Raw genomic sequence first — 23,890 nt, 5'->3', positions numbered from 1 at the left:
CGTGGCGTCGCCATGCACGTGAAGCGTCTTGCTCTCGCCGCCCTGCCCGTCACGGCCGTCGCCGTGGCGATGGCCTGCTATTCCGAACCTGTGTACCCGGGTGACCAGGTGCTCGGTTCGTTCCAATTCGAGGCCCGGCTGGACGCCGCGCGCACGACGTGCGACGCCTCGGTGCCGGACTTCGCGCAAACCAACGACGCCGGCGTGTTCCTCTTCGAGGGCACCTTCTCGCGCGACACGGACGCGGGCACGGGCTACTTCACCGTGCAGGGCTACTCGCGTGACGCGGGCTATGAAGGGCAGGTGGCCACGTCCACGCTGAAGGCCGTCGCGCCCCGCGCGTCCTGTGGCACGGGCTGCGAGGACTCCTCCATCGAGGAGACGCTGCGGGTGACGCTCTTCAGCGACAGCCAGGCGCGCAGCCTCAGCCGTGACTGCCGCCAGTTCGACGGCGGCATCCCCGACGGCTCGGTGCCGGGCCCCACGGAGAATGGCTACGACGTGTCGCTGGCGTGCGGCTCCCTCACGGACATCTTCTTGCCGGGGACCCGCAACTGCAATTGCCAGCCGTCCACCTGCACCACGGTGTACACCGTGCAGGGAGCGCGGAGGGATTGATGGTGAAGCGTGCGGTGGTGTTGATTTCGGGCGGGCTGGATTCGACGACGTGCCTGGCCATGGCGAAAGCGAAGGGCTTCGAGCCCGTCTGCCTGGCGGTGGCCTACGGACAGCGGCACGCGGTGGAGCTGGAGCAGGCGAAGAAGGTCGCCGCCGCCATGGGCGTGACGGACTTCCGGGTGGTGTCCATCGACCTGCGGCAGGTGGGCGGCTCCGCGCTGACGGCGGACATCGAGGTGCCCAAGGACCGGCCCGCCGATGAGCTGAGCCACGGCATCCCCGTGACGTACGTGCCGGCGCGCAACGCGCTGTTCCTCTCGCTGGCGCTGGGGCTGGCGGAGGTGGTGGGCAGCACGGACCTCTACATCGGCGTCAACGCGGTGGACTACAGCGGCTATCCGGACTGCCGCCCGGAGTTCATCCGTTCCTTCGAGACGATGGCCAACCTGGCCACCAAGGCGGGCGTGGAGGGGGCGCGCTTCACCGTGCACGCGCCGCTGTCCGGCCTGACGAAGGCGGACATCATCCGCGAAGGCGTGAAGCTGGGCGTGGACTACGGCCTGACGCACTCCTGCTACGACCCGGACACCCAGGGCCGCGCCTGCGGGCGCTGTGACAGCTGCGTGCTGCGCAAGAAGGGCTTCGAGGAAGCCGGCGTGCCGGACCCCACGCGCTACACGGAGTCCGCGTGACGCCGCGCCTGGGCTGGGGCGTGGTGGTGGCGCTGGGCCTGTCGTCCGGGCCCACGCTGGCCAACGATGCGGGAGCGCCGAAGGCCACGGCGACGCCGAAGGCCGCGGCCTCCCTGGTGGACGCCACCACGGTGGTGCCGGACCTGGTCGTGGACCTGCGCTACGCGACGGCGGACAACTTCATGAAGCGGAAGGTGTACCCGGACACGGCGCGCTGCCTGCTGCTGCCCGAGTCGGCCGAGCGCCTGAAGAAGGCCGCGGACGTGCTGCGTGCCCAGGGCTACCGGCTGAAGGTGTACGACTGCTACCGGCCGCGCGCGGTGCAGTACCAGATGTGGGAAATCATGCCGGTGCCCGGCTACGTCGCCAACCCGCGCACCGGCTCCAACCACAACCGGGGCGGGGCGGTGGACCTCACGCTGACGACGCTGGAGGGCCAGGAGGTGGAGATGCCCACCCCCTTCGACACCTTCAGCCGCGCCGCGCACCATGGGTACGAGGGCGGCACCGAGGCGTCGCGCAGGCACCGCGAAGTCCTGCGCGAGGCCATGGAAGGCGTGGGCTTCAAGCGCAACCGCATGGAGTGGTGGCACTACGACTTGCCCGACGCGAAGAAGCGCCCCGTGCTGGACGTGCCCTTCTCCTCGCCGTGACATGATGAAACCATGATGAACGGAGGGTCCGCCTGCGGCACGCTGCAGGCACCTCCCCAGGGTCATCACGGCGTGCGTGGCCCGGGATGGCACCCACGATGAAGCCCACCCTCCGCAAGGCCCTCTGTGTCGTCCTCCTGCTGCTGTCCGCGCCAGCGCTAGCGGCCGGAGGGCTCTCCGGCACCGTCGTGCGTGCCAGCGACAAAAGCCCCATTCCGGAGGTGCGCGTCACCGCGACCTCACCCGCGCTGACGGAGCCCCGCTCCACGGTGACGGACGCGCAGGGCGGCTTCCGCTTTCCCCAACTGGCGGAGGGCGTCTACTCACTCCGCTTCGAGAAGGAGTCCTTCCAGGGGCTCAGCCGGACGGACCTCGCGGTGAAGGCCGGGCAGGAGTCCCGCGTGGACGTGGCGCTCCTGGCGGCGATGCCGACGCGCCCCTCCGTGCTGGCTCCCGCGCCGCCGGACGATGACCGGGAGCGCGCACCCGGTTGGACGTTGCAACACCTGCCGGTGCTCGTGCCGGACGGGGCGTGGCAGAGCGTCTATCGCGCATCGCCAGGCAAGCCGGGCTCCGGCGTCGAGACGCGGGGCTTCGGGGTGAACCCCACCATCGACACGGAGGAGTCGCGCGTCTCGGAGTTCCCCGTGGCCGTGGACACCAGCGCCTACGCGGTGGCGCGTGACTACCTGTCTCGTGACGTCTTCCCCGCGGAAGGCGCGGTGCGGACGGAGGCCTTCATCAACAGCTTCAACCCGGGGGACGAAGGCGAGCCATACGGCCCCTTCCTGCTCTACGTCGAAGGCTTTCCTTCGCCGGGCCGCAAGGGCTACCACGTGGTGCGAATCACCGTGAAGGCCCGCGAGCCGGTCCGCGAGGTCGGCGTCCAGGTGGAGTTCAACCGGCAGGCCGTCGCCCGCTACCGCCTGCTGGGCTACGAGTACCTGTCTCCGAACCCGGAGCCGCGCGACCCAGGCGATGAGACGGAGCTCTTCCCTCTGGCCGCCGGCCAGGCCGTCACCGTCATCCACGAAGTGAAGCTGCACGGGCCCGCTATCGCCTTCGGGATGCTCCGGGTTCGTTACGAGCAGGGCGACTCGAGCAACTGGCGCCGGGTGCAGATGATGATGCCCTCCAGCACGTTGCGCTCCGACTACGCCCGGGCCGCGGCGTCCACGCGCCTGGCCTACGTGGCCTCCGCGTTCGCGGAGAAGCTGCGAGGCTCCTTCTGGACGCGCGCCCTGGACTGGCCCCGGCTGCTGTCGCTGTGGGAAGGACTCGGCGAGCCGCTGCGAGCCCGCGAGGACGTGGCGCAGCTGGGGGCGCTCATCCGCAAGGCCCGGTCGCTGGACACGCGCAAGGCGCGCTTCGAGCGCCTCATGCCCGGTGGAAGCTCGGACTTCGACGACGTGCCCTCCCTGGGAAACTGAGCCGCTCCGATGCTCCGCCGGTTGCTGCCCACCCTCATCGCGCTCCTGCTGGGCTTCGCCGGGCTGGCCTGGGGCCTGGGCTCGCTCCAGCGCATCTTCGCCACCGAGCGGGATGACGCGCAGGCCTCGCTCGACTCCCGCCGGGAGGCCCTGGAGCAGTACGCGCGTGCCTCCCTGGCGCAGTCCCTGCGAGACAGGCTGGAAGCGGCGCGCCCCGCGCTGGAGGCCGCCGCGTTGGATCCGCTCGCCCCGGCAACCGGCCTCTACCTGCGCGAGCGAGGCGCGCAGTTGCTGCCCCGGCTGGCCCTCCACGACACCGGCGAAGACACACCCGCGAAGGGGCGCTACGCGGGCCTGCGCGCGGGTACGGAGCGGGCGGACGAGGCGGAGGACCCCTGGGCGGAGCGGCTCGCGCTGATTCGCGAGGTGGACCGGGCGCTGGCGCGCGGCGACCGCCGTGCGTCCACCGTGGCGTTGATGGCGCTGCTCCAGCACCGCTCGCAGTACGTGCTGGCCTCCACGCGCGACGTGCCGGGCTTGCTGGTGGTGCTGGAGTCGCTGGCGGAGCGGGGAGACCCCGTGCCCCAGTTGATGCACGCGCTGGTGCGTGACGGACTGGCGGACGGCCGCAGCGGGCGCCTGGATGGATTGCAGCGGCTGCTCCTGCTGCGCCGCGCGCGCTTCACGAAGGAGGACTTCGACTTCCTGCGCGAGCGCATCGTGGCGCTCTCCACGAAGGCGGGCGTGCCGGTGGCGGACTTCGAGGCCCGCGCCGCCGAGCTCGCGTCCGAACCGCTGCCGTTGCCCAGGGCGCTTCCGGGCCCCGCGCTGGTGCGAGCGGGGTGGTACCTGGAGCCGCGCGGCGGAAATCACGTGCGGGGCGTGGCGGTGGACTCGGGCGCGCTGCTCCAGTCGCTGACGCGGGAGATGCGCGAGCGCGGGTTGCTGGAGGCGGACGGACAGGTGCGGCTGCTCGCGGACGCGGAGGTGCTGCCGCTGGCCGCCCTGCCGTTGTCGGTGGACACGCCGGAGTGGGCGCGGGCCCAGGGCGCGCTGGCGCGGCGCTACCGGCTGAAGACAGGCATGGTGGCCGCGTGCGCGGTGCTGGCGCTGGGCATCGCCGCGCTGGCCTTCGTGGCCCAGCACCGCAAGCTGCGCTTCGTGGAGCTGAAGAGCGACTTCGTGGCCACCGTGTCGCACGAGCTGCGCACGCCGCTGGCCTCCATCCGGCTGCTGGCGGAGACGCTGGAGTGGCGGCTGGCGGAGGGCACGGACGCGCGCGACTACCCGGCGCGCATCGTCCGGGAGGCGGACGGCCTGGGCTTCCTCGTGGAGAACCTGCTGTCCTTCAACCGCATCGACAAGGGGCGCTGGGTGCCGAAGCTGGAGCCGGTGCGCCTGGACGAGCTGGTGGGCCTGCTGCGGCGGGATTGGGAGTCCTGGTCCAAGGTGCCCGTGGAGCTGGACGCGGACGTGGGGGAGCGCTCCCTGCGCGCGGACGGACAGCTCCTGCGCCTGCTGCTCTCCAACCTGGCGCGCAACGCCTGTGCCTACAACACCCGCAGCCCGGTGCGCCTGCGCATCGAGGCGCTGGCGGATGGCCGCGTGCGCTTCTCCGACAACGGCGTGGGCATCCCCCAGGCGCAGTGGGAGCGCGCCTTCGAGGAGTTCGTGCGCCTGCCCGGCCAGGGACACGATGCGCCCGGCAGTGGCCTGGGACTGGCCCTGTGCCGCCGCATCATGCGCGTGCACGGCGGCACCCTGCGCGTGGCGGCCTCCAGCCCGGAAGGCACCACCTTCGAGCTTCGCTTTCCTCATCCGGTGACGACATGACCTCATCCGTTCCGGCGCTCCTCCTGGTGGAGGACGACGCCAACCTGCGGCTCGCGCTGCGCGACAACCTGGAGAACCAGGGAGGCTACGCGGTGGAGGAGGCCACCTGCGTGCGCGAGGCGCGCGAGCACCTGGGCCGGCGCGACTTCCAGCTCATCCTCCTGGACGTCATGCTACCGGACGGTGACGGCTACACGCTGTGCCGCGCGCTGCGCGAAGAAGGCGTGACGACGCCCGTCCTGATGCTCACCGCGCGCACCCTGGAGGATGACGTGGTGCGGGGCTTCGAGTCGGGCGCGCAGGACTACCTGGGCAAGCCCTACCGGCTCCGGGAGCTGCTGGCGCGCGTGGGCGCGCTGGTGCGCCGCTCCGGCGCGGCCTCGGTGAAGGGCCTGCGCTTCGCGGGCTATCGAATGGACCTGGACCGCCGGAAGGTGGAGACGCCGGCGGGAGCCCCGGTGGAGCTGACGCGGACGGAGTTCGACCTGCTCGCGTTCCTGCTGCGCGAGCGCGAGCGCGTGCTGCGCCGCGACGAAATCCTGGACGCGGTGTGGGGGCGGGAAGTCGTCGTGGACCCGCACACCGTGGACAACTTCGTCTCCAGCCTGAAGAAGAAGCTGGGCTGGAACAGCACGTCCCGCTTCGCCATCCAGACGGTGCGCGGCGTGGGGTACCGGATGGAAATCGAAGCGGCCTGACGTCAGCGCAGCGGGCTGTGGCGCAGCCGCTCGGCCAGGGCGTCCAGCGCCGCCTGTTGGGAGGGCGGGGCACGCAGCCGGGCCGCGTCGATGAGCGTGGGTGTCTGGGGCGCATCCACGCGCAGCAGGGCGTTGGAGACAGCGCGCCGCACGTCACCGTCCGTGTCCAGGTACGCCCGCACCAGCGCCTCGGCCGCCACGCGACGGATGGCGCCTTCCTCCGAGCGCGCCTTCACGCCGGACGTCTTCCACGCCCACGCGGACCCGGCATCCCCCAGGGCCTGGGCCAGCCGGCGCATGACGTCGCGCTCTGGCCGGGCGTCCAGCGCGTCCGCCAGCGCCCGCGTCGCCACGAGCCGCCGGCACAGGCCCAGGGACTCCATCGCAACCTGGCCCCGGGCGTCCTGCTGTTTCGACAAGGCGATGAGCGTGTTCGCCGCGTCCAGGGTCTCCAGCCGCGCCAGCGCTCCCGTGACTGCGCGAAGGACCTGGGGCTGGGTGTCCGGACCCTCGAGGAGGCTCTTCCACAATGGGGCCAGGCGGACGTCTCGCAGCGCCCCCGTTGCCTCCACCAGTCCTACCTTGAAGGCCAGCCGCGCGGCCTCGCGCGAGGGGAGCCGGGCTGCCTCATGAGGAGGGAAGGCGAGCCGCTCCACCATGGGCCACAGCGCCTCGGGGCCCAGCGCGCGGAGTCCAGGCGACACCGCGGCCAGGGTGCCCCGCTTCTTCTCATCCAGCGCGTCCACCTGAGCGGCGGCCGTGTCGAATCGGATGAACGCCGCCGGATTCTCCTGGCGGGCCCGGGCGATGTTCGTCTTCAAGCCGGCCCTCCAATCCTCACCCGGGTGCGGCGTCTGTGTTCCGCCCGCGCTCAGGGAGGCCAACATCCAGGCGGCGCTGAGGCCGCGAAGGAGTGCGCGTCTCATCGTCCACCCTCCCACCACTTCGCGTCGGGCACCTGCCGCGCGCTCTGGGTGGCGCAGTGGACGTTCCCTTGGGCGATGTGGAACGGCGCCCACGCATCCACCCAGTGCACGCGGATGCCGTAGGCCCCGAGCGCCTCCTCGAACTGCGTCTTGAACGGGTCCTTCCCGTCGATGAGCGGCCCGTGCGGGTCCGGCGCGACGACCTGCGTGGGCGTCAGCGACAGCAGGTTCAGCGTGGCGGGCTGGTATGCCGTCACGCCGTCGCCCGCGTTCTGGAAGAGGAAGGGCACGCGGAGGATGTCGGCGTCTGTGAGGCCCGTCTCCTCGCGGAGAATGGAGAGCTGCGTGTCGATTTCCAGGGCCGCCACGGCGCTGGCGTCCATCAGCTCGGGGTTGTCGAGCACCTGGGCAATGCTCGCCTCCGCGGGAATGGAGTACGCCCAGGACAGGCCGGCGAAGAGCTTCGCGTCCCCATGCCCCCGGTCCTGCGCGTCCTGGAGCATCCGCCGCGCGAGCGCCGGGTCGGCCACCAGGGCCATCCAACCCCGAGGCGTGGGCGCGGGCAGGAAGGAGAACGTCTCATCCACGTGGTCCACGAAGAGCCACGAGGTGTCCACGTAGATGGGCGGCTGCACGGCCTGCGCTTCCAGCAGCTTCGTGAAGCTGGGGTCGGGTTGATAGTCCGGCCGCGTGTCCGGCCCCCGGCCCCGCAGCAGGCGGCCCAGGGGATACGCGACACCGTCCTTCACGTAAGGTGGGATGACCTCCGTGTTGCCGAAGGAGTTCAGCGTCTGGGAGGCCATGGACATGCCCTGCTGGTACTGCTGGATGGCGGCATTGTCGGGGCCGCGAAGCCAGAACGCGATGCGGCCGGCCGCGCGCAGCGGCGCGTTCGCGTCGGTGTTGTAGACGTGCGGCGCGCGGTAGTTGACGTGCATGACGTGCTGGCGGCCGCCCGGGGCGGGCATCGACATGTACGCGGGCTCGAAGTAGTCCTGCGGCCACAGGTCATCCACCGCGAACTCGGAGTAGACCCGCCGCGCTCCTGAGTCCGCGAGCACGCCACCCAGCGCCTGCCGGAACCGGTTGGCCTCGATGCTGGCGGCGGGCTTGGAGACGAAGACGTTCCACGCGGGCGTCATGTGGTGGAAGAGCACCACGGGCGCCACGCGCATGCGGACGGTGTCGGTGAACACCGGGTCGCGCGGGTTGTTCCGGCCGATGGTGAGCACCACGTCCGCGAAGCCATCCCACGCCTCGGGGTCGCGAACGATGTCGCGTCCCTCGATGGCGAGCACCACGCCGCGCTGTATCTCCGCGGTCGTCAGGAACACCATGTCGGGAAAGCCGGTCGAGACGAAGGTGCCTCGCACGCGCTTGAACAGGCGCACCTTCTTGCGCGCGGCCCCGGACACGATGACGGAGCCCACCGTGCCCGCGGGCGCCTCGGGCCAGGGCACCGTGCGCAGCCGGGCCAGGTCCTCCAGGTCCGACTCGCCATTCACCACCTCGTCCATGGCGTCATGGCACTGCGCCAGCGCGTCATCGCTGATGCGGCTGGGGTCCATGGAGAAGGGGCAGGCGTCCTCGTCGTCGTCCAGGTTGGCCAGGAAGATGGCGCCGCGCTCCGCCGTCCAGGTGTCCTCGCCCTCGTCCTCCGAGGGGTCGTCGAGCTCGACGATGCCATTGCGATTCACATCCGCGCGCAGGTCGACCACGGGATGGAAGGGCCCTTCGAGCGGACCCTCGCTTCCGGGGCGGTCCCCTTCGTCATTCGTCAGGGAGCCGCAGGCGCTGGCCAGCAGGCAGGCCAGCCACAGCGGCAGGAGTCGTGCTCGGGCGGGCGGGGACGGCGGCATGGCGCTCTCCGGGGGACGGACGGACTGCCCCGGCCCCGGTGGAATGCCATCGAGCGCCCGCGTTCAAGTGACGAAGACGTGGCCCCGAAGTCCTTTGCGCCAGGAAAGTGTCATTTGACTTCGTGCCTTCAGCTCACCGCGTAACTTCTGGCGTCATGCGGGGTTCTTCCTTCGTCATGCGTCGATTGCCTGTCGGATTCCTGGCGGCCGTCCTGCTCTCATGTGCGAGCGGTCCACACTCCAATGCTTCGGCGGCGCCGGGGCCCGTCGTGGCCAGCCCCGCCTTCGACGAGGCGCGCGCGGTCCATGTCCTGCGACGGATGGCCTTCGGTCCTTCGCCACAGTCCCTGGCGGACCTGCGGCGCCTGGGCGTGGAGGGCTGGATGGAGACGCAGCTCTCCCGTCCCGGTGCGCCGCTGCCACCCAGTCTGGAGGCGAAGCTCCAGACGCTGCCCACGCTGACGATGTCCATGGCGGACCTGGTGCGGGAGTACCCGCCGAAGCGCCAGCGGGAGGAGGCATTGAAGGATGGGCGTGAGCCGCGGCGTCCCGCCCTCATCGGCCTGGAGCAATCCGCGGCGAAGCTGCTGCGGGCGGTGGAGAGTCCCAACCAGCTCGAAGAGGTGCTGGTGGACTTCTGGTTCAACCACTTCAACGTGTCCGCGGACAAAGGCGCGGCGCGGTGGATGGTGACGGCCTACGAGCGCGATGCCATCCGCCCGAAGGTCTTCGGCAACTTCCGGGAGCTGCTGGGCGCCACGGCCCGCCATCCGGCGATGCTCTTCTACCTGGACAACTGGCGCAGCATCCGGGACGGCATGCCCGCGCGCCTGACGCGAGAGGCGCTGTCCGATGAGGACGACGCGCCCGAGCCGGCCGAGCCGAGGCCCGGCCTCAACGAGAACTACGCGCGCGAGCTGCTGGAGTTGCACACGTTGGGCGTGGAGGGCGGCTACACGCAGCAGGATGTGCGTGAAGTGGCCCGCTGCTTCACGGGCTGGAGCATCCGCGCGCCGCGCAAGGCCCCTGAGTTCTTCTTCCGGCGTCGGGCGCATGACGCGGACGACAAGCAGGTGCTGGGGCGGCGCATCCCCGGACGGCGGAGCCTGGCGGACGGGGAGCAGGTGTTGGACCTGCTGGCGAGGCACCCCTCCACCGCGCGTCACATCGCCAGCAAGCTGGCGCGGCGCTTCGTCTCGGACACGCCGCCACCGGCACTGGTGGAGCGGCTAGCGAAGGTGTTTCGCGACTCGGACGGGGACCTGCCCACCGTGTACCGCGCGCTCTTCCAGTCACCGGAGTTCTGGGCCCCCGAGGCGCGGGCGGTGAAGGTGAAGACGCCCTTCGAGTTCGTGGTGTCCGCGCTGCGCGCCACCGAAGCGGAGGTGACGGTGCGCCCCCGGCTGGTGCAGTCCCTGGCGAAGATGGGCGAGCCGCTCTTCCGGGCCCCGGCGCCCACGGGCTTCCCGGAAGGGGCCGCGCCGTGGGTGAACAGCGGCTCCCTGGTGGCCCGGCTCAACTTCAGCCTGGAGTTGGTGTCCGGGCGGATGCCGGGGACGGAGGTGGCGTTGAAGACGTTGGCCACGCCGGCCGAGCCCACCGAGCGCGCCTGGGTGGACGCGCTGGGCCAGGCGCTGCTGGGAGCGCCACCGTCGGAGGAGACGCGCGCGACCATCCTCGACGCGCTGTCGAAGCGCGCCGAGGCCGCCAGCGCCGTGGGAGAGACGCGCCCCGTGGACGTCCCGCTCATCGCCGGGTTGTTGCTCGGCTCGCCGGAGTTCCAGAAGCAGTAGCGGAGACGTTCCACTCCTGGGGCAGGTCGGCCTCGCAGAACACGCAGACGAACCAGCCCTCCTTCACGAGGTTGACTTCGCCGCACCGGGGGCAGCGCCGGAAGATGACTTCGTGCGTGAAGCCTTCAGGGGCATTCAGTCCCGCCTGCGTGAGGGCTCGCTCGACGGCGGTCCAACACGTCGTATCCGGACAGTACCCCGTGGACTGGTTCGAGACTTCGGCCACCGTGACGCCGTGGGTGTCTCGCTGGAAGCGAATCTCTCCAGCGGCCAGTACGTCCTCGCCTTTCGCGCACGCAACGTGCTCGGACCTGCGTGGGGCCAGGCGAAGTCGTCCTTGGAGGTCGACGACATAGGTGGCTCCCTCGAGGAGGGCATCCGGTGTCGCTTGGAGCCACGCTTCGACGTCTCGTGCAACCAGGATGGGGGCTCCGGCTGGTGCCGCGGCGACCGCGAGGCGTATCTCCTCTGGACCCACATAGGGATAGCGATGCAATGGCATGCCAGCCCTTTACGGGACAACGCGGCGTGACTGACGCCTGATCCGGAACGCCCCAGACGCTGGAGGTCGGGATGGGGCCCACGAGGTCGAACAGCCTGTTGTCCCGTGCAAAGGCGCGGTGCGGTCCACGATGACCTTACGGCGTTGGCTCGTGCTGCTTCGGCCCTGTGCCGTGGCGCAGGCCCAGAGAAGGTAGGTCTTTTGTAACCGTTCAGGGGTGGTGTTGAGGCCCTCGTCGCGGTGTGCAACCCGTAGCGGATGCGCACGAAAACCCCTGCGACGCTGGAAGCGAAGATTGAAAGACTGGTCCGCGAGCACCTGGGGGCACAGCACCTCTTGGTGAAGGCGGCGGTGGAGCGCGCATTCGCAGCGCGGACTGCCTCTCCAGAGGTGGCGACGCAGCGGCGAAGGACGAGAGTCCGGCGGCCATCGAGCGCGGTCGCCGACCTCGCGGAGCGGTTGCTCGAAGCCGTACAGGCGTGTCCTGGCGAGACGATGGCGGTCCTGGCCGCTCGCATGGGCGAGAAGTCTCGGGCACTGCACCGGCCGATGATGCGCCTGAAGAAGGAGGGCGGTGTGCGCAGCGCCGGTGAGCGAAACGCGACGCGGTACTTCCCGATGGGAAAGAAGGCCGCGTAGCGCTCAGAGCGAGGGCGGAGGCGCGCCCGTCCTGGCGGCGGTGCAACAGTCCGTCAGGAATTCGAGCGCATTCTTTTCCTGCTTGCGGGCGGTGTGCGCCACTGTCATCACCCTCTCGGCGAAGAGGTTCCCTCGGGTGCTCTGGGTGCCAAAGCTTCGCTTGCGCCACAGCACGAAGGCCCGCAGCTCGCGCTCCGCCCCTGTCAACGAAAGTCCACAGCGCCGCTCGGTGCTCGAGAATGTCCTCACAGGAGCCGGAGACGTGCGGCAGCCTCGCGGCCACCGCGCGCTCAAGCAAGACTTCCACCTGGGCACGTACCGGGGCCATGCGCTCGCGCAGCGTGTCCCGCTGCAATTCGCCGCTCCGGAGTCGTCCCCAGTAGTCGAAGAGGATGCCGATGTAGTCGAGCAACTCGCGCCCAGTCGCTCCGGCTGGCCCGTCGCGCTCCGAGAAGGAAATGGCCTTCCTCAAGAGGTGAGCCCAGCACACCTGCCGCGCTTCCATGGCCCAGAAATTCAGCGCGGTGGCGCGGTCGCTCACGAGGACACCGAGCTTCAGGCCGAAGAGCGCTGCGAGCGTCCGCGACTTGCCGTCCATCAGAATCTTGAAGACGGTGGCCATTGACGAGGCGATGGTCCACAGCGCGCGCGCCTGGCCACCCTCAAGCCACTGGGTGCCGTCCGTGTGCTTCACCGGCGCCGACAACACCTGGGCCCAGGCCTCGTCCACCGCGGGCTTCACCGCCTCGCTGACGCGCGCCTCGACGGCGCTCACCGCCCCCAGAGAAATGTCGATGCCCAGCACATCCCCCAGAAGCCTCACCGCCGAGCGCCGACTCAGGTGGTAGACGCCCGTCAAAAGGCCAACGACGGCCGATAGCCGCGGGCCGAAGGGCGACGTCGGAATCGGCGCGGTGCTTGCCCACGTCTCATGGTTGCACCTGGGGCACTCCACGCCATGGCGCACCCACTGCGTGACGTGGGCCTTGAGCGGCGGCAACTCCACGGACTGGTAGCGCCGCACCCGCGTGCCGCCTTCGGGCGAGAGGGGAGCCCAGCAATTCTCACACGCGGACGGGAAGAGGTGCTTGAACTCGCTCACCTTCTCCTCGGCAACCAGCGCGCGTGTCAGGCCTTTGTGTCCCGGCAGCCCCCCGCGCTTCTTCCCACTCCCGCTCTGCTTGCGCCGCTCCGCCTTCTGCCCCGGAGTATCGCTCGACGGTGGCCGGTTCGAGTTGCCCGAGTTCCGCCGCAACTGCTCCCGCAACTCCTGCACCAGTCGAGTCAGTTCCTCGACTTGACGCTCGAGCTCCGCGATGCGCGCATCCTTGGGGTCGACCTCGGCCACGACACGCCGTGTCCCATGCCCCACGCCGCGTTAGCGAGCGACGAGCCTACCGTCGGCTGCTGGCCTGCTCCTTCTTCAACCGCCCATCCCACCTGAACGCTTACTCCGAGCGCAGGTCCCGCTCTTGCGCGCTGCGCCCGTAACTTTTGTCGCGCCCCGGTGTTGAATGAGGGGGCCATGCCAGATGGCGGCCCCCGTGCCTGGCTCACCGGAGGTGAAGACGCGATGAACCCACTGCTGACCCGTCGTCATCTGCTGCGCGCCCTGGGGTCGACGGCGGTGGGGCTTGCGTCGGCTCCGGGCTACCTGGGACGGGCACTCGCTTCCAGCCAGCAGGCCTCCACGCGGGGCACGCTGGTGACTGTCTTCCTGCGAGGCGGTGCGGACGGGCTCTCCTTGGTGCCTCCGGTGGAGGATGCCGCGTATCAGCGGGCGCGTCCCACGCTGGCGTTGAAGGCGCATGGCCCGGACGCCGCGTTGAAGTTGTCAGGGCCCTTTGGCCTGCATCCCAGGCTCGAAGCGTTGATGCCGTTGTGGCGTGATGGCCAACTGGCGGTGCTGCACGGCGTGGGATTGCCGGAGCCGGTCCGCTCCCACTTCGACGCGCAGGACTTCGTGGAATCCGGAACGCCGGGGCGCAAATCGACGCCAGATGGCTGGCTCAACCGCGCGCTGGCCGAAGAGGAGGGCGTCGCGCTGCGCGCCGTGGCGTTGCAGCCCACACTGCCCCGAGCCCTGTTCGGAGACGCGGGGGCGGTGGCCATGGGGCGGCTGGAGGAGTTCCGGCTGAGGGGCGGGCGCAGAGGTGAGGAGGCCACCCGAGGCTTCAATGCGCTTTACGCGAGCGCCGTGGACGAGGCGCTGCGGACGACGGGCCAGGACGCGTTCGAGGCGATGTCTCTGTTGGACGAGGCGCGGCTGGCGAAGCGCTCTTCGTGTGCGGCAGTGGAGTATCCGAAGGGGCAGCTCGGACAGCGGCTGCGAGACATCGCGCGGCTCATCCACGGCGAGGTAGGGCTGGAGGTGGCGGCGACGGAGTTGGGAGGCTGGGACACGCACGCCGCTCAGGGCGCCGCGACGGGGGCGTTCGCCAACCGCTGCCAGGAACTCGGAGGCGCGCTCGCGGCCTTCGCGCAGGACCTGGGGGCTCGGCTGGAGCAGGTGACGGTGGTGGTGCTCACGGAGTTCGGCCGCACGGTTCGTGAGAATGGCAGTCGTGGCACGGACCACGGCGTGGGCAGCGCGATGTTCGTGTTGGGCGGAGGTGTGAAGGGCGGCAAGGTGTACGGACGCTTCGAACCGCTGGAGACGGACCGCTTGCAAGACGGCCGCGACGTGCCAGCATGGACGGACGTGCGCGCCCCGCTGGCGGAAGTCCTGCGTGCCCGCCGGCCCGGCGTGGCGCTTGAGAGGGTATTTCCAGGCTTCACGTCGCGTCCGGGGCTGGGCCTGTTCGGGTAGGCGCTGCGCTCACCTTCTCGGCGCCGGGGTGACAGCGCTTGCAAGGAGATGCGCTGTGTTGCGCGTTGGACATGGCGACTGTAGGCTTGTTCACATCATGTGAAGCCTTGGCGATGTGTCACGTCAAGGCCGTCCGAGGGGGACCCGTGAATTGCCTCAGCCGGTGGTTGGCTTTGCTTCCCGTCATGGCGCTCCTGGCATGCGTGGAGGACCGCTCGGCGCCAGCGAGCACGCTGGTGACGCGTCTCCCCGCCGAGCAGCCCCTCAAGCTGCGACCCGAGCAGGAGGGCGTGCTGGTCGTTCAGGCGCTGAATGACGACACGTATGCGGTGGACGACGTCCAGATCCTGTTTCTCGAACTCGATGACTCGCGTTTCGAGCTCCTGGACGCGCAAGACTCCGGTCCCCTGGTCCGCACCACGGGCTTCGATGCGGAGACCGGTCTGCGAGGCGCCGCACGCCTCCGGTTCCGGGTGAAGCCCGACGCGCCGTATGGCGTTGCACAGCTCGCCGCTTCACTCGTGCGGCCAGAGCAACCCGGGGAGCCGGATGCGTCACCCCCCTCCAACTTGACCCAGGTCACGGTGGAGGTCGTCCCTGATATCTCGAAGGTCCAGCTGACGCCCTTTCCAGCGGAGCCGGTTGTCTTCAAGGTGGGAGAGACCGAAGCGCAATCCGTCTATGTGCAGGCCGTGGATGACCAGTCGCGGCCCATCAACAACCTGGACATCTACGCGGAAGTTTTTGGCGGGGTGGATTCGCCGGTGGCGCTGATGGAGAAAGATGCGGCGCAGCCTCGCTCCACACGCACGACCACGGCGAACATCGTCATGGGCATGGTGACAGACGGTGTGGTCTGGTGGGAGGTCCGTCTGAAGGGCGCCGTGACGACACCCACGACCGCGCAGGTGCGCTTCGGATTGGTCGGAAGCGGAGGCACTGGGTCTGCCTCGCGGATTGGCAAGTTCGACATCCAGATTCTCCCCGCCGAGGAGCCCACGCCATGAGCCGCTTCCGCATGATTCCGCACCGGCTGGTGAGGTTCCTCCCCGCGGCGATGCTGCTCCTCTCGAATGAGGCCGTGGCCGCCGGGAATGGAACGGCTGATGCATCAGGCCGCGCCAACCTGGGGCCCGCGCTGTGCCGGACATTCGAGAGTGGCACCCGGGGATACTCCCTTCGATGCCCCAAGCGCGTGGACCCCTTCCGGGGGGAGAACACCCGGCTCCAGGCGACCTACAGGATAGGGGAGGGTGAACCCCGGCAAGCGGAGGTCTTCGGAGATGCCACCTCCTGGTTGGTCCACATCGCGGACCGCGCGCTCCCGGGTGACAAGGTTACCGTTTCGCTCACCTTCTATTTCGAGCCGTCGGACGCCGTGCGGCAGGAACTCAAGGCGGAGCTGAAGACGTTCGATCGGGCCTTGGTGGAGGGCATCACTCAGGCACTTCGTACGCACGGCGAGGCGTGGAAGGCGCATTTCTCCATCAACCCCGAGGAGAACAAGTACGCGTTGCTCAAGGAGGCTCGGTTGAGGGACGGCACCCGGACCCTCCCGACCCTGCTCAAGGGGCTGGGGTTCACGCAGGAGCCGGCCACCCAGCGCTGGGTGCCGACCGATGCGACACTGGGGCTCCTCAACGAGACGGCACTGCGGGAAGCCAGAACGGGTTTGCTTGCGCCAAAGCTGCTCGGGCTGGCGCAGACGGGAGCCAAGACCTGCGTGACGCTGCTCGGGGAGGAGGCTCTCGGTGATGCGCCTCAGGCGCTCATCAGCACGGCCACCCGCTGCCTGGAGAAGGCCGCGTCGGTGGCGAAGGCGCCGGCCAGCTCGACACCGCCAGTCGGCGCCGAGGCAGGCGCAGGAGGCGCTCCCGCCAAGAACCCGTGCCAGGAGCTCTTCTCTCCCGTCATCACCCAGGCGAAGCGCCTCGGAGGCTCCGCTTCGGGCGAAGCGCTTTCGGAGGCGTCCGGCGCGTTGGGCGCTGCTCAAGAGCGAGGCAAGAAGGTTGGCTGCGCCGAGGAGACGCTGACTGCACTGGCTTCCGCGGGCAGCCTGCTCACGTTCGCACAGCACCTGGGGGCCGTTGACCGAGTGGAGGCCGCGCTCCAGGCCCGCGTGGACGAGGTAGCGGCGGTCATCGCGGTCACCTCCGAACTGGCGGACATCCGCTCGGACATCCTGGAAGCGGAGGCAGAGCGGCGGGGGTACTCGCTGTCCTCGGGGGCGGTCTACCTCACGGGGCTGAATGACCTCGTGTACCCCGTCGCGGTCTCCGTGTGCCCCGTGCTGGGCTGCCTCCGGGGCGATGAGCAGTTCTGGTTCAGCAAGAGCAGCTTTGTTCGTTCGTTCTCCGCGGAGATTGGCATCGCGGCGGTGACGGCGGACAACCATGACGATGCTCGCCGACGGGGCGGACCGGGATTCCTCCTGGGCCTGAGCTGGCAGGCGCTGGCTCCCTTCAAGCTCAGTGGAGGGACGTTGTTCTTCGAGAACCAGGAGACGCGGGGTTGGCAGTTCGACGGCTTCCTGGGCGTGACGCTCGATGCGGCCAAGGCCGTCGAGATGATGGGGCTTTTTGGCATTGCGGTGCCGGTACAGCTCAAGAGCACGGGGTCAGAGCCTGCTCCTCGCTAGGAGGCGTCATGGTGGTCATCGATATCGTCCAGCCGTTCCTCAAGAGCGGTGCTTCATTTCCCATTCAGGTGATGCGAAAGACCCTTGGCGACGTCACCGTCACTTTCAAGGTCGGCAACCAGTCTCGGGACTTCGGGCTCGATGGCGGCGCTGCTCAGGCAAGCATCACCTTCCAGATTCCCGGTGGCGTCCTGAGAACCTTCACGGTGGATAACTGGGGGAGCGCGCCCGCTGGCAGCATCGTCACGCTGACCGCGACGATTCCTGATGGGGACAAGGACTCCGACACCGCGACGGTCGGCACTTGATGCTAACGCGGATCCGGGCCCGTCCCTGGTCCGAGCGGTGGAGCGGCATTCCTCCGCCGCTCCACGGCTCGGCCCACGTCCGTATTCACGTCGAGCCGCCAAGGCCCTTCCGCGTCAGCGCACGTCCCGTCGCTCAGCGGCAGCAGGCAATGCGCCCGCAGTTCGTATAGAGGCAGGTGAGCTCGTAGGGCGTGGGGTGGCGGGGCAGGTGGCCTCGGCATCGCCGCCGGTGATGAACGCCAGCGTCGCATCCTCCAGCTCCATGACGGACGCTGGGCTGGCCGGAAGCGCGGCGCGCTCCGCTTCAGACAGACTGTCGTAGTAGTCGGCGTCACGCCAGGCGCGGAGGATGTGGTTCTTGTCCGCCGTGCATGCCAGCGTCGTCGCGCCGCCGCCAGCAGTGCGTCTGGATGCGCGGGTTCGGGCGTCTCGCGGAACGGATAGCGGGGGCGCGTGCCCGGGCTCGCCGCCAATCGGACCCGGTCGAGCGTGCTTCGCAGCAAGGCGAGCTGCCGCGCGTGGTCATCCGGCGACGGCCCTGCCAGGCGCCGTCGCGCCCGCTCCAGGCCGGAGTCGTCGAAGAAGCCGGGCAGGTGGCGGCCCGCGCCTGACCACAGGTCCTTCGAGCCGGGCAGGGCGGTGAAGCGGGGAATGTCGCCGCGTTGCAGTTCCTCCCGCTCGGAAGGGATACGGAGACGTCCTGTCCCTCCAGTCGAGGACGATTCGCCGCGCCCTGAATCTCCATCCGCCGTTCGAAGCGGAGCTGGTCCGTGCCGTCTTTCGAGCGCCAGGCGGGTTGGGGCAGCAGCCCGCTCTTGAGCACCGTTTCGTTCAGCACCGCACCGGGTTGCTTCTCCACGTCCCGCATGGGGGCCGCGAGCGTGTGCGGATGGAAGAGCGTCTCCAAATCCACCAGGACGGGGTGCTCGCCCACCGCGATGAGGTTTTCATCAGCTCCACGCCGGTGGCTTCCCACGCGGTGATGGACTCCACGGCTTGCCGCGCGAGCACCGGGTAGCGGCGGTGGAAGTCGAGCGCCACGTCGCGTCGCCGGAGCTGCTGGGCGAAGTCCTGGAAGTGTGCTTCGGGCGTGTCTCCCTGGAGCCGTCCTTCGAGCTGGGCGATGCGCAGCTCCACCGCGAGCGTCCCCATCCGCCGTCGCGCTGCGTCGCGAACTGCGGCAGGCTGGGCCGATGCCTCGGCTGCGCCGCATGCTCATCCTCACCCTGGCCACCTTCGGTTCAAGCTACCTCGTGTTGTGCGTGGCGATGTTCGCGCTGCAACGCTCCTTGCTCTACCCGGCCCCCAAGGGGACGCCGCCGCTGGCGGAAGGCGACGGCTTCAGCCGCCTGCCGCTGGAGGGAGGCCTGTACGTGGACCTGTTCCACCTGCCAGCGCCTCCGGGCGCGCCCACGGTGGTGCACTTCCACGGCAACGGCGAGCAGGTGCTGACGCAGATGGGCCTGGGCACCTTGATGCAAGCGCGGGGGCTGGGCTTCCTCACCGTCGAGTACCCGGGCTATGGCGCGTCGCCGGGCCGTCCCACGGAGGAGGGTATCTACGCCGCGGCGGACGCGGCGCTCGCGTGGCTGCGCGCGAAGGGCGTGACCGCCGAGCAGACGGTGCTCAGTGGCCGCAGCCTGGGGACGGGCGTGGCGGTGGAGATGGCACGGCGGGGGCACGGCTCCCGGGTCATGCTCGTGAGTCCGTACACGTCCATCCCGGACCTCGGGGCCACGGCCTTTCCCTTCCTGCCCGTCCGCCTGCTGGCCCGGGACTGGTATGACACCGCGTCCAAGGCCGCCGCCGTGAAGCTCCCCGTGCTCATCATCCACGGCGAGGAGGACACCCTCATCCCCGTGGACATGGGACGCCGGCTGGGCACGCTCTTCCCCCAAGCCGTGCTGGAGACGGTGGCCGGGGCGGGGCACAACGATGTCCTCGAAGACGCTGGAAAGGTTTACAGACACCGGATGGCGTCGTTCGCGCTGGGAGAACCTTGAGTGGCGGAGTCGGTTGGTCTTGACGCTGTCTGTCATTGTCTTCGGTCAGACAGCGGCATGCGGATGTCTGGCTTCATTGGGAGCCGGGTGGAAGACTGGTGGGCGCTTCAGCTCCCGCTCGACTGAAAGGAAATCCCCATGCGAAGCGTCATGGCCGTGGTGGTGTCGTTGAGTGCCGCGTTCCTGTTGGCCTGCGGGCCCGTCCCGGAGGCTGGCGAAGGCGACGCGCTCTCGGAGGAGGCCGCCCCCAGCACCGACTCCCTGTCCCTGATAGACCCCGTCTGTGGTGACGGCGTGTGCTGCAGGGAGTACATGTCGGAGTGTCCTTCCGACTGCCCGTATGGGGACGGAGGCTACGGCAACGTGGCGTGTTACGTCACGCCCTGGTGAGCGCCATTGGCGGGGAGGGCGAACGGCCTCATGAGTGCTCGGACAGGACAGCGCTCTGGCTTGCCCGGGGCCACCGCGACTCCTACGCTCCCTGCCGTCGGCGCGGTCCTTGTGCCGGCGTCCACCGGGAGCCCGCCGCATGTCCAACCCCACCGCGCCCGTCATCGGCATCATTGGCGGCAGTGGCCTGTACCAGATCGATGGCCTGACGGACGTCGAATGGAAGAAGGTGACGTCCCCCTTTGGTGAGCCCTCGGACGAGCTGTGCTTCGGCACGCTGGGAGGGCACCGCGTCATCTTCCTCCCGCGTCACGGGCGAGGCCACCGGCTGGCGCCGACGGACATCAACTTCCGCGCGAACATCGACGCGCTCAAGCGCAGCGGGGTGACGGACCTGCTGTCGCTGTCCGCCGTGGGGGGCCTGCGCGAGGAATACCCACCAGGCACCTTCGTCGTCGTGGACCAGTTCATCGACCGGACCTTCGCCCGGGACAAGAGCTTCTTCGGCACGGGGCTGGTGGCGCACGTCTCCATGGCGAAGCCGGTGTGCTCGCGGCTGGGGGACGCGGTGATTTCCGCGTGCGAGGGCCTGGGCGTCGTCGCGCGGCGGGGCGGCACGTACCTGGCCATGGAGGGACCGCAGTTCTCCTCCATCGCGGAGAGCCACCTGTACCGGAGCTGGGGGTGTGACGTCATCGGCATGACGAACATGCCGGAGGCCAAGCTCGCGAGGGAGGCGGAGCTCTGCTACGCGACGGTGGCCATGGTCACCGACTTCGACTGCTGGCATCCGGACCATGACGCCGTCACGGTGGACCAGGTCGTCTCCGTGCTGCTGGGCAACGCGGGCAAGGCGAAGGGGCTGGTGAAGAATGTAGTGCCGCTGCTCGGGGCGCACACCGGCCCCTGTGCCCAGGGCTGCCACAAGGCGCTGGACCACGCCATCATCACCGCGCCCACGGCTTGGGACGCTGGCATGGTGGAGAAGCTGTCCGCGGTGGCGGGCCGGGTGCTGCGCCGATGAAGGTCCATGGCAAGCCGATGCGCTCCCTCTGGCTGGCGCCGGACGCACAGGCCGCGGAGGCCATTGACCAGACGCGGCTGCCGCATGCGCTCGTCACCGTGCGGTTGACGACGCTGGATGAAGCCGCCCATGCCATCCGGAGCATGCAGGTGCGCGGAGCGCCGCTCATCGGTGCCACCGCGGCCTATGGCGTCTGGCTGGCGATGCGCGCGGAGGCCTCGGACGGCGCGCTGGAGCACGCGCTCGCGGTGCTGCGGGGCACGCGTCCCACAGCCGTGAATCTGCACTGGGCCCTGGACGACATGCGCCAGCTCCTGGCGCCGCTGCCTCCCGCTGAGCGAGTGGCTTCCGCGCTTCGCCGCGCCGAGGCCATCAGCGACGAGGACGTGGCCATCAACCGCGCCATCGGTGCGCATGGCCTGAAGCTCCTGGAGGCGGCCTGGGCGCGCAAGGGCCGCCAGGGCCGGCTGGAGGTGCTCACGCACTGCAACGCCGGCTGGCTGGCCACGGTGGACTTCGGCACCGCGCTCTCGCCCATCTACCAGGCGCACGACGCGGGCCTCCCCGTGCATGTCTGGGTGGACGAGACGCGCCCGCGCAACCAGGGCGCGCAGCTCACGGCCTGGGAGCTGGGGCAGCACGGCGTCCCACACACCGTCATCGCGGACAACGTGGGGGGCCACCTGATGCAGCACGGACACGTGGACCTGTGCATCGTCGGAACGGACCGCACCACGGCCCAGGGTGACGTGGCGAACAAGATTGGCACCTACCTCAAGGCGCTGGCGGCGAAGGACAACGGCGTGCCCTTCTACGTGGCGCTGCCATCGCCCACCCTCGACTGGACGCTGCGGGACGGGGTGCGTGAGATTCCGATTGAACAGCGCGACGGCACGGAGCTGAGCGACGTCACCGGACGGTTGGCGTCGGGCGAGGTGGCCACGGTGCGGATTACCCCCGAGGGGAGCCCCGCCGCCAACTACGCCTTCGACGTGACGCCCGCGAGGCTGGTGACGGCGCTCATCACCGAGCGCGGCGTGTGCCCGGCTTCGCACGAAGGGCTGCTGTCGCTCTTCCCGGAGCGGCGCGGGAGGGCGGAATGAGCGGTGCGTGCGAGCACCTCGCCCTGCGCGAGTCGATGATTGCCACCGCGCGGCGGATGAACGCGTCCGCGCTCAACCAGGGCACCTCCGGCAACCTGAGCGTGCGCGTGGAGGACGGCTTCCTGCTGACGCCCACCGGCATGGACTACGACGCGCTGGTGCCGGAGGACCTGGTCCTGATGCGCTTCGACGGCAGCCACGAGGGCCGCCGGAGTCCGTCGTCGGAGTGGCAGCTCCACTTGGACATCCTGGCCGCGCGGCCGGAGGTAGGCGCGGTGCTGCATGCGCACTCCATGTTCTGCACCACGCTGGCGTGCCTGCACCGGGACATTCCCGCCTTCCACTACATGGTGTCCGCGGCGGGCGGCACGGACGTGCGCTGCGCGCCCTACGCCACGTTCGGCACGGCGGAGCTCGCGGCCCACGTGCTGGCCGCGCTGGAGGGCCGCAAGGCCTGCCTGATGGCGAACCACGGCATGGTGGCCCTGGGGAGGGACCTCCCGGCGGCCTTCAAGCTGGCCGTGGAGGTGGAGACGCTGGCCGCCATGTACTGGCGGGCGCTCCAGGTGGGCGAGCCGGTGTTGCTGGACGGCGCGGAGATGGCGCGCGTCCTGGAGAAGTTCAAGACGTACGGCCAGCAGCCGACGCCCCCGTCGCGCGAAGGGTGAGGACCGTCACCTCCGTCGGCACGCCGATGCGGAAGGGCAGCCAGTGCCCCGTTCCGCCGGACACGTAGAGCTGGTGGTCGCCCTGGCGGTAGCGGCCCAGCATGTACTTGAAGGCGAACCAGAAGGCCGGGACGCCCAGGAAGGCCACCTGTCCGCCGTGGGTGTGGCCGGCCAGCGTTAGCCGGGCGCCGCGCTCGGCCGCGAGCGGGAAGAAGTCCGGGTGGTGCGTCAGGCACAGCACCACCTCTTCGGGCGCCACGTCCCGGAAGCTGGCTTCCGCGGACTGCTGCATGCGCTCCGCCTTCACGCGGTGACTGCGGCCGGACATCGGGTAGTCCACGCCCACCACGCGCACGCGCTGGCCGGCGTGCTCGAAGGCATGGGACGCGTCCACCAGCAGGCGCACGGGGCCGCCGCGCGCCTCCACGTCGGCGTAGGCCTGGCGGATGGCCCCCAGGCCGCGCCAGTGCTCGTGGTTGCCCAGGATGGCGAGCATGCCGTGGCGGGCCTCGCACTCCGACAGCGCCGCCATGGTGCCGTCGAGCTGGTCCAGGTCGTCGATGAGGTCCCCCGTCATCACCTGGAGGTCCACCTTGGCGTCGTTCATCGCCTGCACGGCGCTCTGCAGGTACTGGGTGTCGATGAAGGTGCCGACGTGGACGTCCGTAATCTGGCCGATGCGGAACCCGTCCATCGCCGGGGGCAGGCCAGGGAGGTGGATGTCGACTTCGCGGACGGAGAACTGCGTGTAGCCGTTGGCGAGCCCCACCGAGCTCGTCCCGGCCGCCAGCAGCGGCACCGCGCGGCCAGCGTTCGTCAGCAGGTTGCGGCGCGCCAGGTTCACCGGTGGGGCGGGGGTGGCCTGGGGCGCGGTGCGGGGAGGCTCCTGGCGGGCGGGGCGGTCCAGCCACCTGCGCAGCAGGAGGAAGGGCGCGCCGATGAGGACAATCATGATGATGGCGACGGACCAGCCCACGGAGAAGACGCGCAGGGCCGCATCCCCCACGGGGAGCTGCGCGTGCCGTCCGGCCACCGCGGAGTAGAGCCACGCCACCAGGGACAGGAAGGTCCCCAGCGCGAAGACGCCCAGGCGCCCCTTCCGGAGCAGGCCGGGCCACAGGGACCGGAGCACGGCCCAGGCGCCGACGTTGAAGACGAGGAGGAACAGCAGCCTGCCCATTTACGGTGCTCCCTTGGCGTGAAGGGGAGCAGTCATAGCCGGGGCGGGCGACATGCGCCGCAGGAAGTGGCTGAAGGACAGGGGCAGGGCAGTCATCTGGCGGGCGTGTGGGCAATCAGGCGGT

The 23,890-nt window shown here is 69.9% G+C and carries 23 protein-coding genes and 1 pseudogene; 17 read left to right on the top strand and 7 right to left on the bottom strand.

Annotated features, from left to right (window positions below; translation table 11 throughout):
- Positions 1–12 precede the first annotated feature (12 nt).
- The 6 genes from KGD87_RS21095 (at position 13) to KGD87_RS21070 (ending at position 5,924) form a co-directional block, all read left to right on the top strand.
- Positions 13–618 (top strand): hypothetical protein, encoded by a 606-nt coding sequence (locus tag KGD87_RS21095; RefSeq protein WP_163782866.1) that lies wholly within the window; start codon positions 13–15, stop codon positions 616–618.
- Positions 618–1,310 carry a 7-cyano-7-deazaguanine synthase QueC gene (gene queC, locus KGD87_RS21090; RefSeq protein ID WP_284662127.1) on the top strand — a complete coding sequence of 231 codons (693 nt, stop codon included), beginning with the start codon at positions 618–620 and terminating at the stop codon, positions 1,308–1,310. The genes KGD87_RS21095 and queC overlap by 1 nt, the downstream gene beginning before the upstream one ends.
- The gene (ddpX, locus tag KGD87_RS21085; RefSeq protein WP_284662126.1) at positions 1,307–1,963 is read left to right on the top strand and encodes a D-alanyl-D-alanine dipeptidase; all 657 of its coding nucleotides are present in this window, start codon (positions 1,307–1,309) and stop codon (positions 1,961–1,963) included. The genes queC and ddpX overlap by 4 nt, the downstream gene beginning before the upstream one ends.
- A 98-nt stretch (positions 1,964–2,061) precedes the next feature.
- A complete protein-coding gene (locus KGD87_RS21080) occupies positions 2,062–3,393 on the top strand; it encodes a YfbK domain-containing protein (RefSeq protein WP_284662125.1) in 1,332 nt (443 codons plus the stop codon).
- A gap of 9 nt (positions 3,394–3,402) precedes the next feature.
- Positions 3,403–5,226 (top strand): sensor histidine kinase, encoded by a 1,824-nt coding sequence (locus KGD87_RS21075; protein WP_284662124.1) that lies wholly within the window; start codon positions 3,403–3,405, stop codon positions 5,224–5,226.
- Entirely contained in the window at positions 5,223–5,924 is a 702-nt protein-coding gene (locus tag KGD87_RS21070) for a response regulator transcription factor (protein ID WP_284662122.1), read from the top strand. Before KGD87_RS21075 ends, KGD87_RS21070 begins: the two co-directional genes overlap by 4 nt.
- A 2-nt stretch (positions 5,925–5,926) precedes the next feature.
- On the opposite strand, the gene KGD87_RS21065 is transcribed toward KGD87_RS21070, so the two are convergent.
- Together KGD87_RS21065 and KGD87_RS21060 are read right to left on the bottom strand one after the other, a co-directional pair.
- Positions 5,927–6,745 carry a hypothetical protein gene (locus tag KGD87_RS21065; protein ID WP_284662121.1) on the bottom strand — a complete coding sequence of 273 codons (819 nt, stop codon included), beginning with the start codon at positions 6,743–6,745 and terminating at the stop codon, positions 5,927–5,929.
- A 101-nt stretch (positions 6,746–6,846) separates the two neighbouring features.
- Positions 6,847–8,709, bottom strand: a complete 1,863-nt coding sequence (locus tag KGD87_RS21060; RefSeq protein WP_284662119.1) for a protein-arginine deiminase family protein — start codon at positions 8,707–8,709, stop codon at positions 6,847–6,849.
- A 269-nt stretch (positions 8,710–8,978) separates the two neighbouring features.
- Between KGD87_RS21060 and KGD87_RS21055 the strand changes: the two genes are divergently transcribed.
- Positions 8,979–10,502, top strand: coding sequence for a DUF1800 domain-containing protein (locus tag KGD87_RS21055; protein ID WP_284662118.1), 1,524 nt, complete (start codon positions 8,979–8,981; stop codon positions 10,500–10,502).
- Between the two features lie 760 nt (positions 10,503–11,262).
- Entirely contained in the window at positions 11,263–11,643 is a 381-nt protein-coding gene (locus KGD87_RS21050) for a winged helix-turn-helix domain-containing protein (protein ID WP_284662117.1), read from the top strand.
- Between the two features lie 3 nt (positions 11,644–11,646).
- Here the strand turns inward: KGD87_RS21050 and tnpC are convergent.
- Positions 11,647–13,015, bottom strand: a pseudogene (gene tnpC / locus KGD87_RS21045) (IS66 family transposase).
- Between the two features lie 201 nt (positions 13,016–13,216).
- On the opposite strand from tnpC, the gene KGD87_RS21040 reads away from it, so the two are divergent.
- From KGD87_RS21040 to KGD87_RS21025, 4 genes are all read left to right on the top strand, one after another.
- Positions 13,217–14,452, top strand: a complete 1,236-nt coding sequence (locus KGD87_RS21040) for a DUF1501 domain-containing protein (protein ID WP_284662116.1) — start codon at positions 13,217–13,219, stop codon at positions 14,450–14,452.
- Between the two features lie 185 nt (positions 14,453–14,637).
- Positions 14,638–15,459 (top strand): hypothetical protein, encoded by an 822-nt coding sequence (locus tag KGD87_RS21035; RefSeq protein ID WP_284662115.1) that lies wholly within the window; start codon positions 14,638–14,640, stop codon positions 15,457–15,459.
- A complete protein-coding gene (locus KGD87_RS21030) occupies positions 15,456–17,090 on the top strand; it encodes a hypothetical protein (RefSeq protein ID WP_284662113.1) in 1,635 nt (544 codons plus the stop codon). Before KGD87_RS21035 ends, KGD87_RS21030 begins: the two co-directional genes overlap by 4 nt.
- An 8-nt stretch (positions 17,091–17,098) precedes the next feature.
- Complete coding sequence (locus KGD87_RS21025; RefSeq protein ID WP_284662112.1) at positions 17,099–17,398, top strand: hypothetical protein; 300 nt, start codon at positions 17,099–17,101, stop codon at positions 17,396–17,398.
- A gap of 114 nt (positions 17,399–17,512) precedes the next feature.
- Here KGD87_RS21025 and KGD87_RS21020 read toward each other — a convergent pair whose 3' ends face one another.
- Genes KGD87_RS21020 through KGD87_RS21010 form a run of 3 tightly spaced genes read right to left on the bottom strand, consistent with a single transcriptional unit; the run spans position 17,513 to position 18,550 of the window.
- A complete protein-coding gene (locus KGD87_RS21020; RefSeq protein ID WP_502888043.1) occupies positions 17,513–17,710 on the bottom strand; it encodes a mersacidin/lichenicidin family type 2 lantibiotic in 198 nt (65 codons plus the stop codon).
- A gap of 19 nt (positions 17,711–17,729) precedes the next feature.
- Positions 17,730–18,311: a hypothetical protein gene (locus KGD87_RS21015; protein ID WP_284668674.1), complete on the bottom strand. Its 582-nt coding sequence runs from the start codon at positions 18,309–18,311 to the stop codon at positions 17,730–17,732.
- A complete protein-coding gene (locus tag KGD87_RS21010) occupies positions 18,230–18,550 on the bottom strand; it encodes a hypothetical protein (RefSeq protein ID WP_284668766.1) in 321 nt (106 codons plus the stop codon). Before KGD87_RS21010 ends, KGD87_RS21015 begins: the two co-directional genes overlap by 82 nt.
- 41 nt (positions 18,551–18,591) lie before the next feature.
- On the opposite strand from KGD87_RS21010, the gene KGD87_RS21005 reads away from it, so the two are divergent.
- The 5 genes from KGD87_RS21005 (at position 18,592) to KGD87_RS20985 (ending at position 22,586) form a co-directional block, all read left to right on the top strand.
- Positions 18,592–19,401, top strand: a complete 810-nt coding sequence (locus KGD87_RS21005) for an alpha/beta hydrolase (RefSeq protein WP_284662110.1) — start codon at positions 18,592–18,594, stop codon at positions 19,399–19,401.
- Positions 19,402–19,539: 138 nt separating this feature from the next.
- Positions 19,540–19,791: a hypothetical protein gene (locus KGD87_RS21000; RefSeq protein WP_284662109.1), complete on the top strand. Its 252-nt coding sequence runs from the start codon at positions 19,540–19,542 to the stop codon at positions 19,789–19,791.
- Positions 19,792–19,930: 139 nt separating this feature from the next.
- Positions 19,931–20,815: an S-methyl-5'-thioadenosine phosphorylase gene (locus KGD87_RS20995; protein WP_284662108.1), complete on the top strand. Its 885-nt coding sequence runs from the start codon at positions 19,931–19,933 to the stop codon at positions 20,813–20,815.
- Positions 20,812–21,918 carry an S-methyl-5-thioribose-1-phosphate isomerase gene (gene mtnA, locus KGD87_RS20990; protein WP_284662107.1) on the top strand — a complete coding sequence of 369 codons (1,107 nt, stop codon included), beginning with the start codon at positions 20,812–20,814 and terminating at the stop codon, positions 21,916–21,918. Before KGD87_RS20995 ends, mtnA begins: the two co-directional genes overlap by 4 nt.
- Complete coding sequence (locus KGD87_RS20985; RefSeq protein ID WP_284662106.1) at positions 21,915–22,586, top strand: class II aldolase/adducin family protein; 672 nt, start codon at positions 21,915–21,917, stop codon at positions 22,584–22,586. Before mtnA ends, KGD87_RS20985 begins: the two co-directional genes overlap by 4 nt.
- Here the strand turns inward: KGD87_RS20985 and KGD87_RS20980 are convergent.
- Positions 22,540–23,766: a metallophosphoesterase gene (locus KGD87_RS20980; RefSeq protein ID WP_284662104.1), complete on the bottom strand. Its 1,227-nt coding sequence runs from the start codon at positions 23,764–23,766 to the stop codon at positions 22,540–22,542. The genes KGD87_RS20985 and KGD87_RS20980 overlap by 47 nt on opposite strands.
- Positions 23,767–23,890: the final 124 nt, after the last annotated feature.

The sequence above is a fragment of the Myxococcus sp. SDU36 genome, from assembly GCF_030168875.1.
Classification (GTDB): domain Bacteria; phylum Myxococcota; class Myxococcia; order Myxococcales; family Myxococcaceae; genus Myxococcus; species Myxococcus vastator.
Note: the sequence above shows the minus strand (reverse complement) of the source record. Positions and strands in the feature narration are given on the sequence as shown.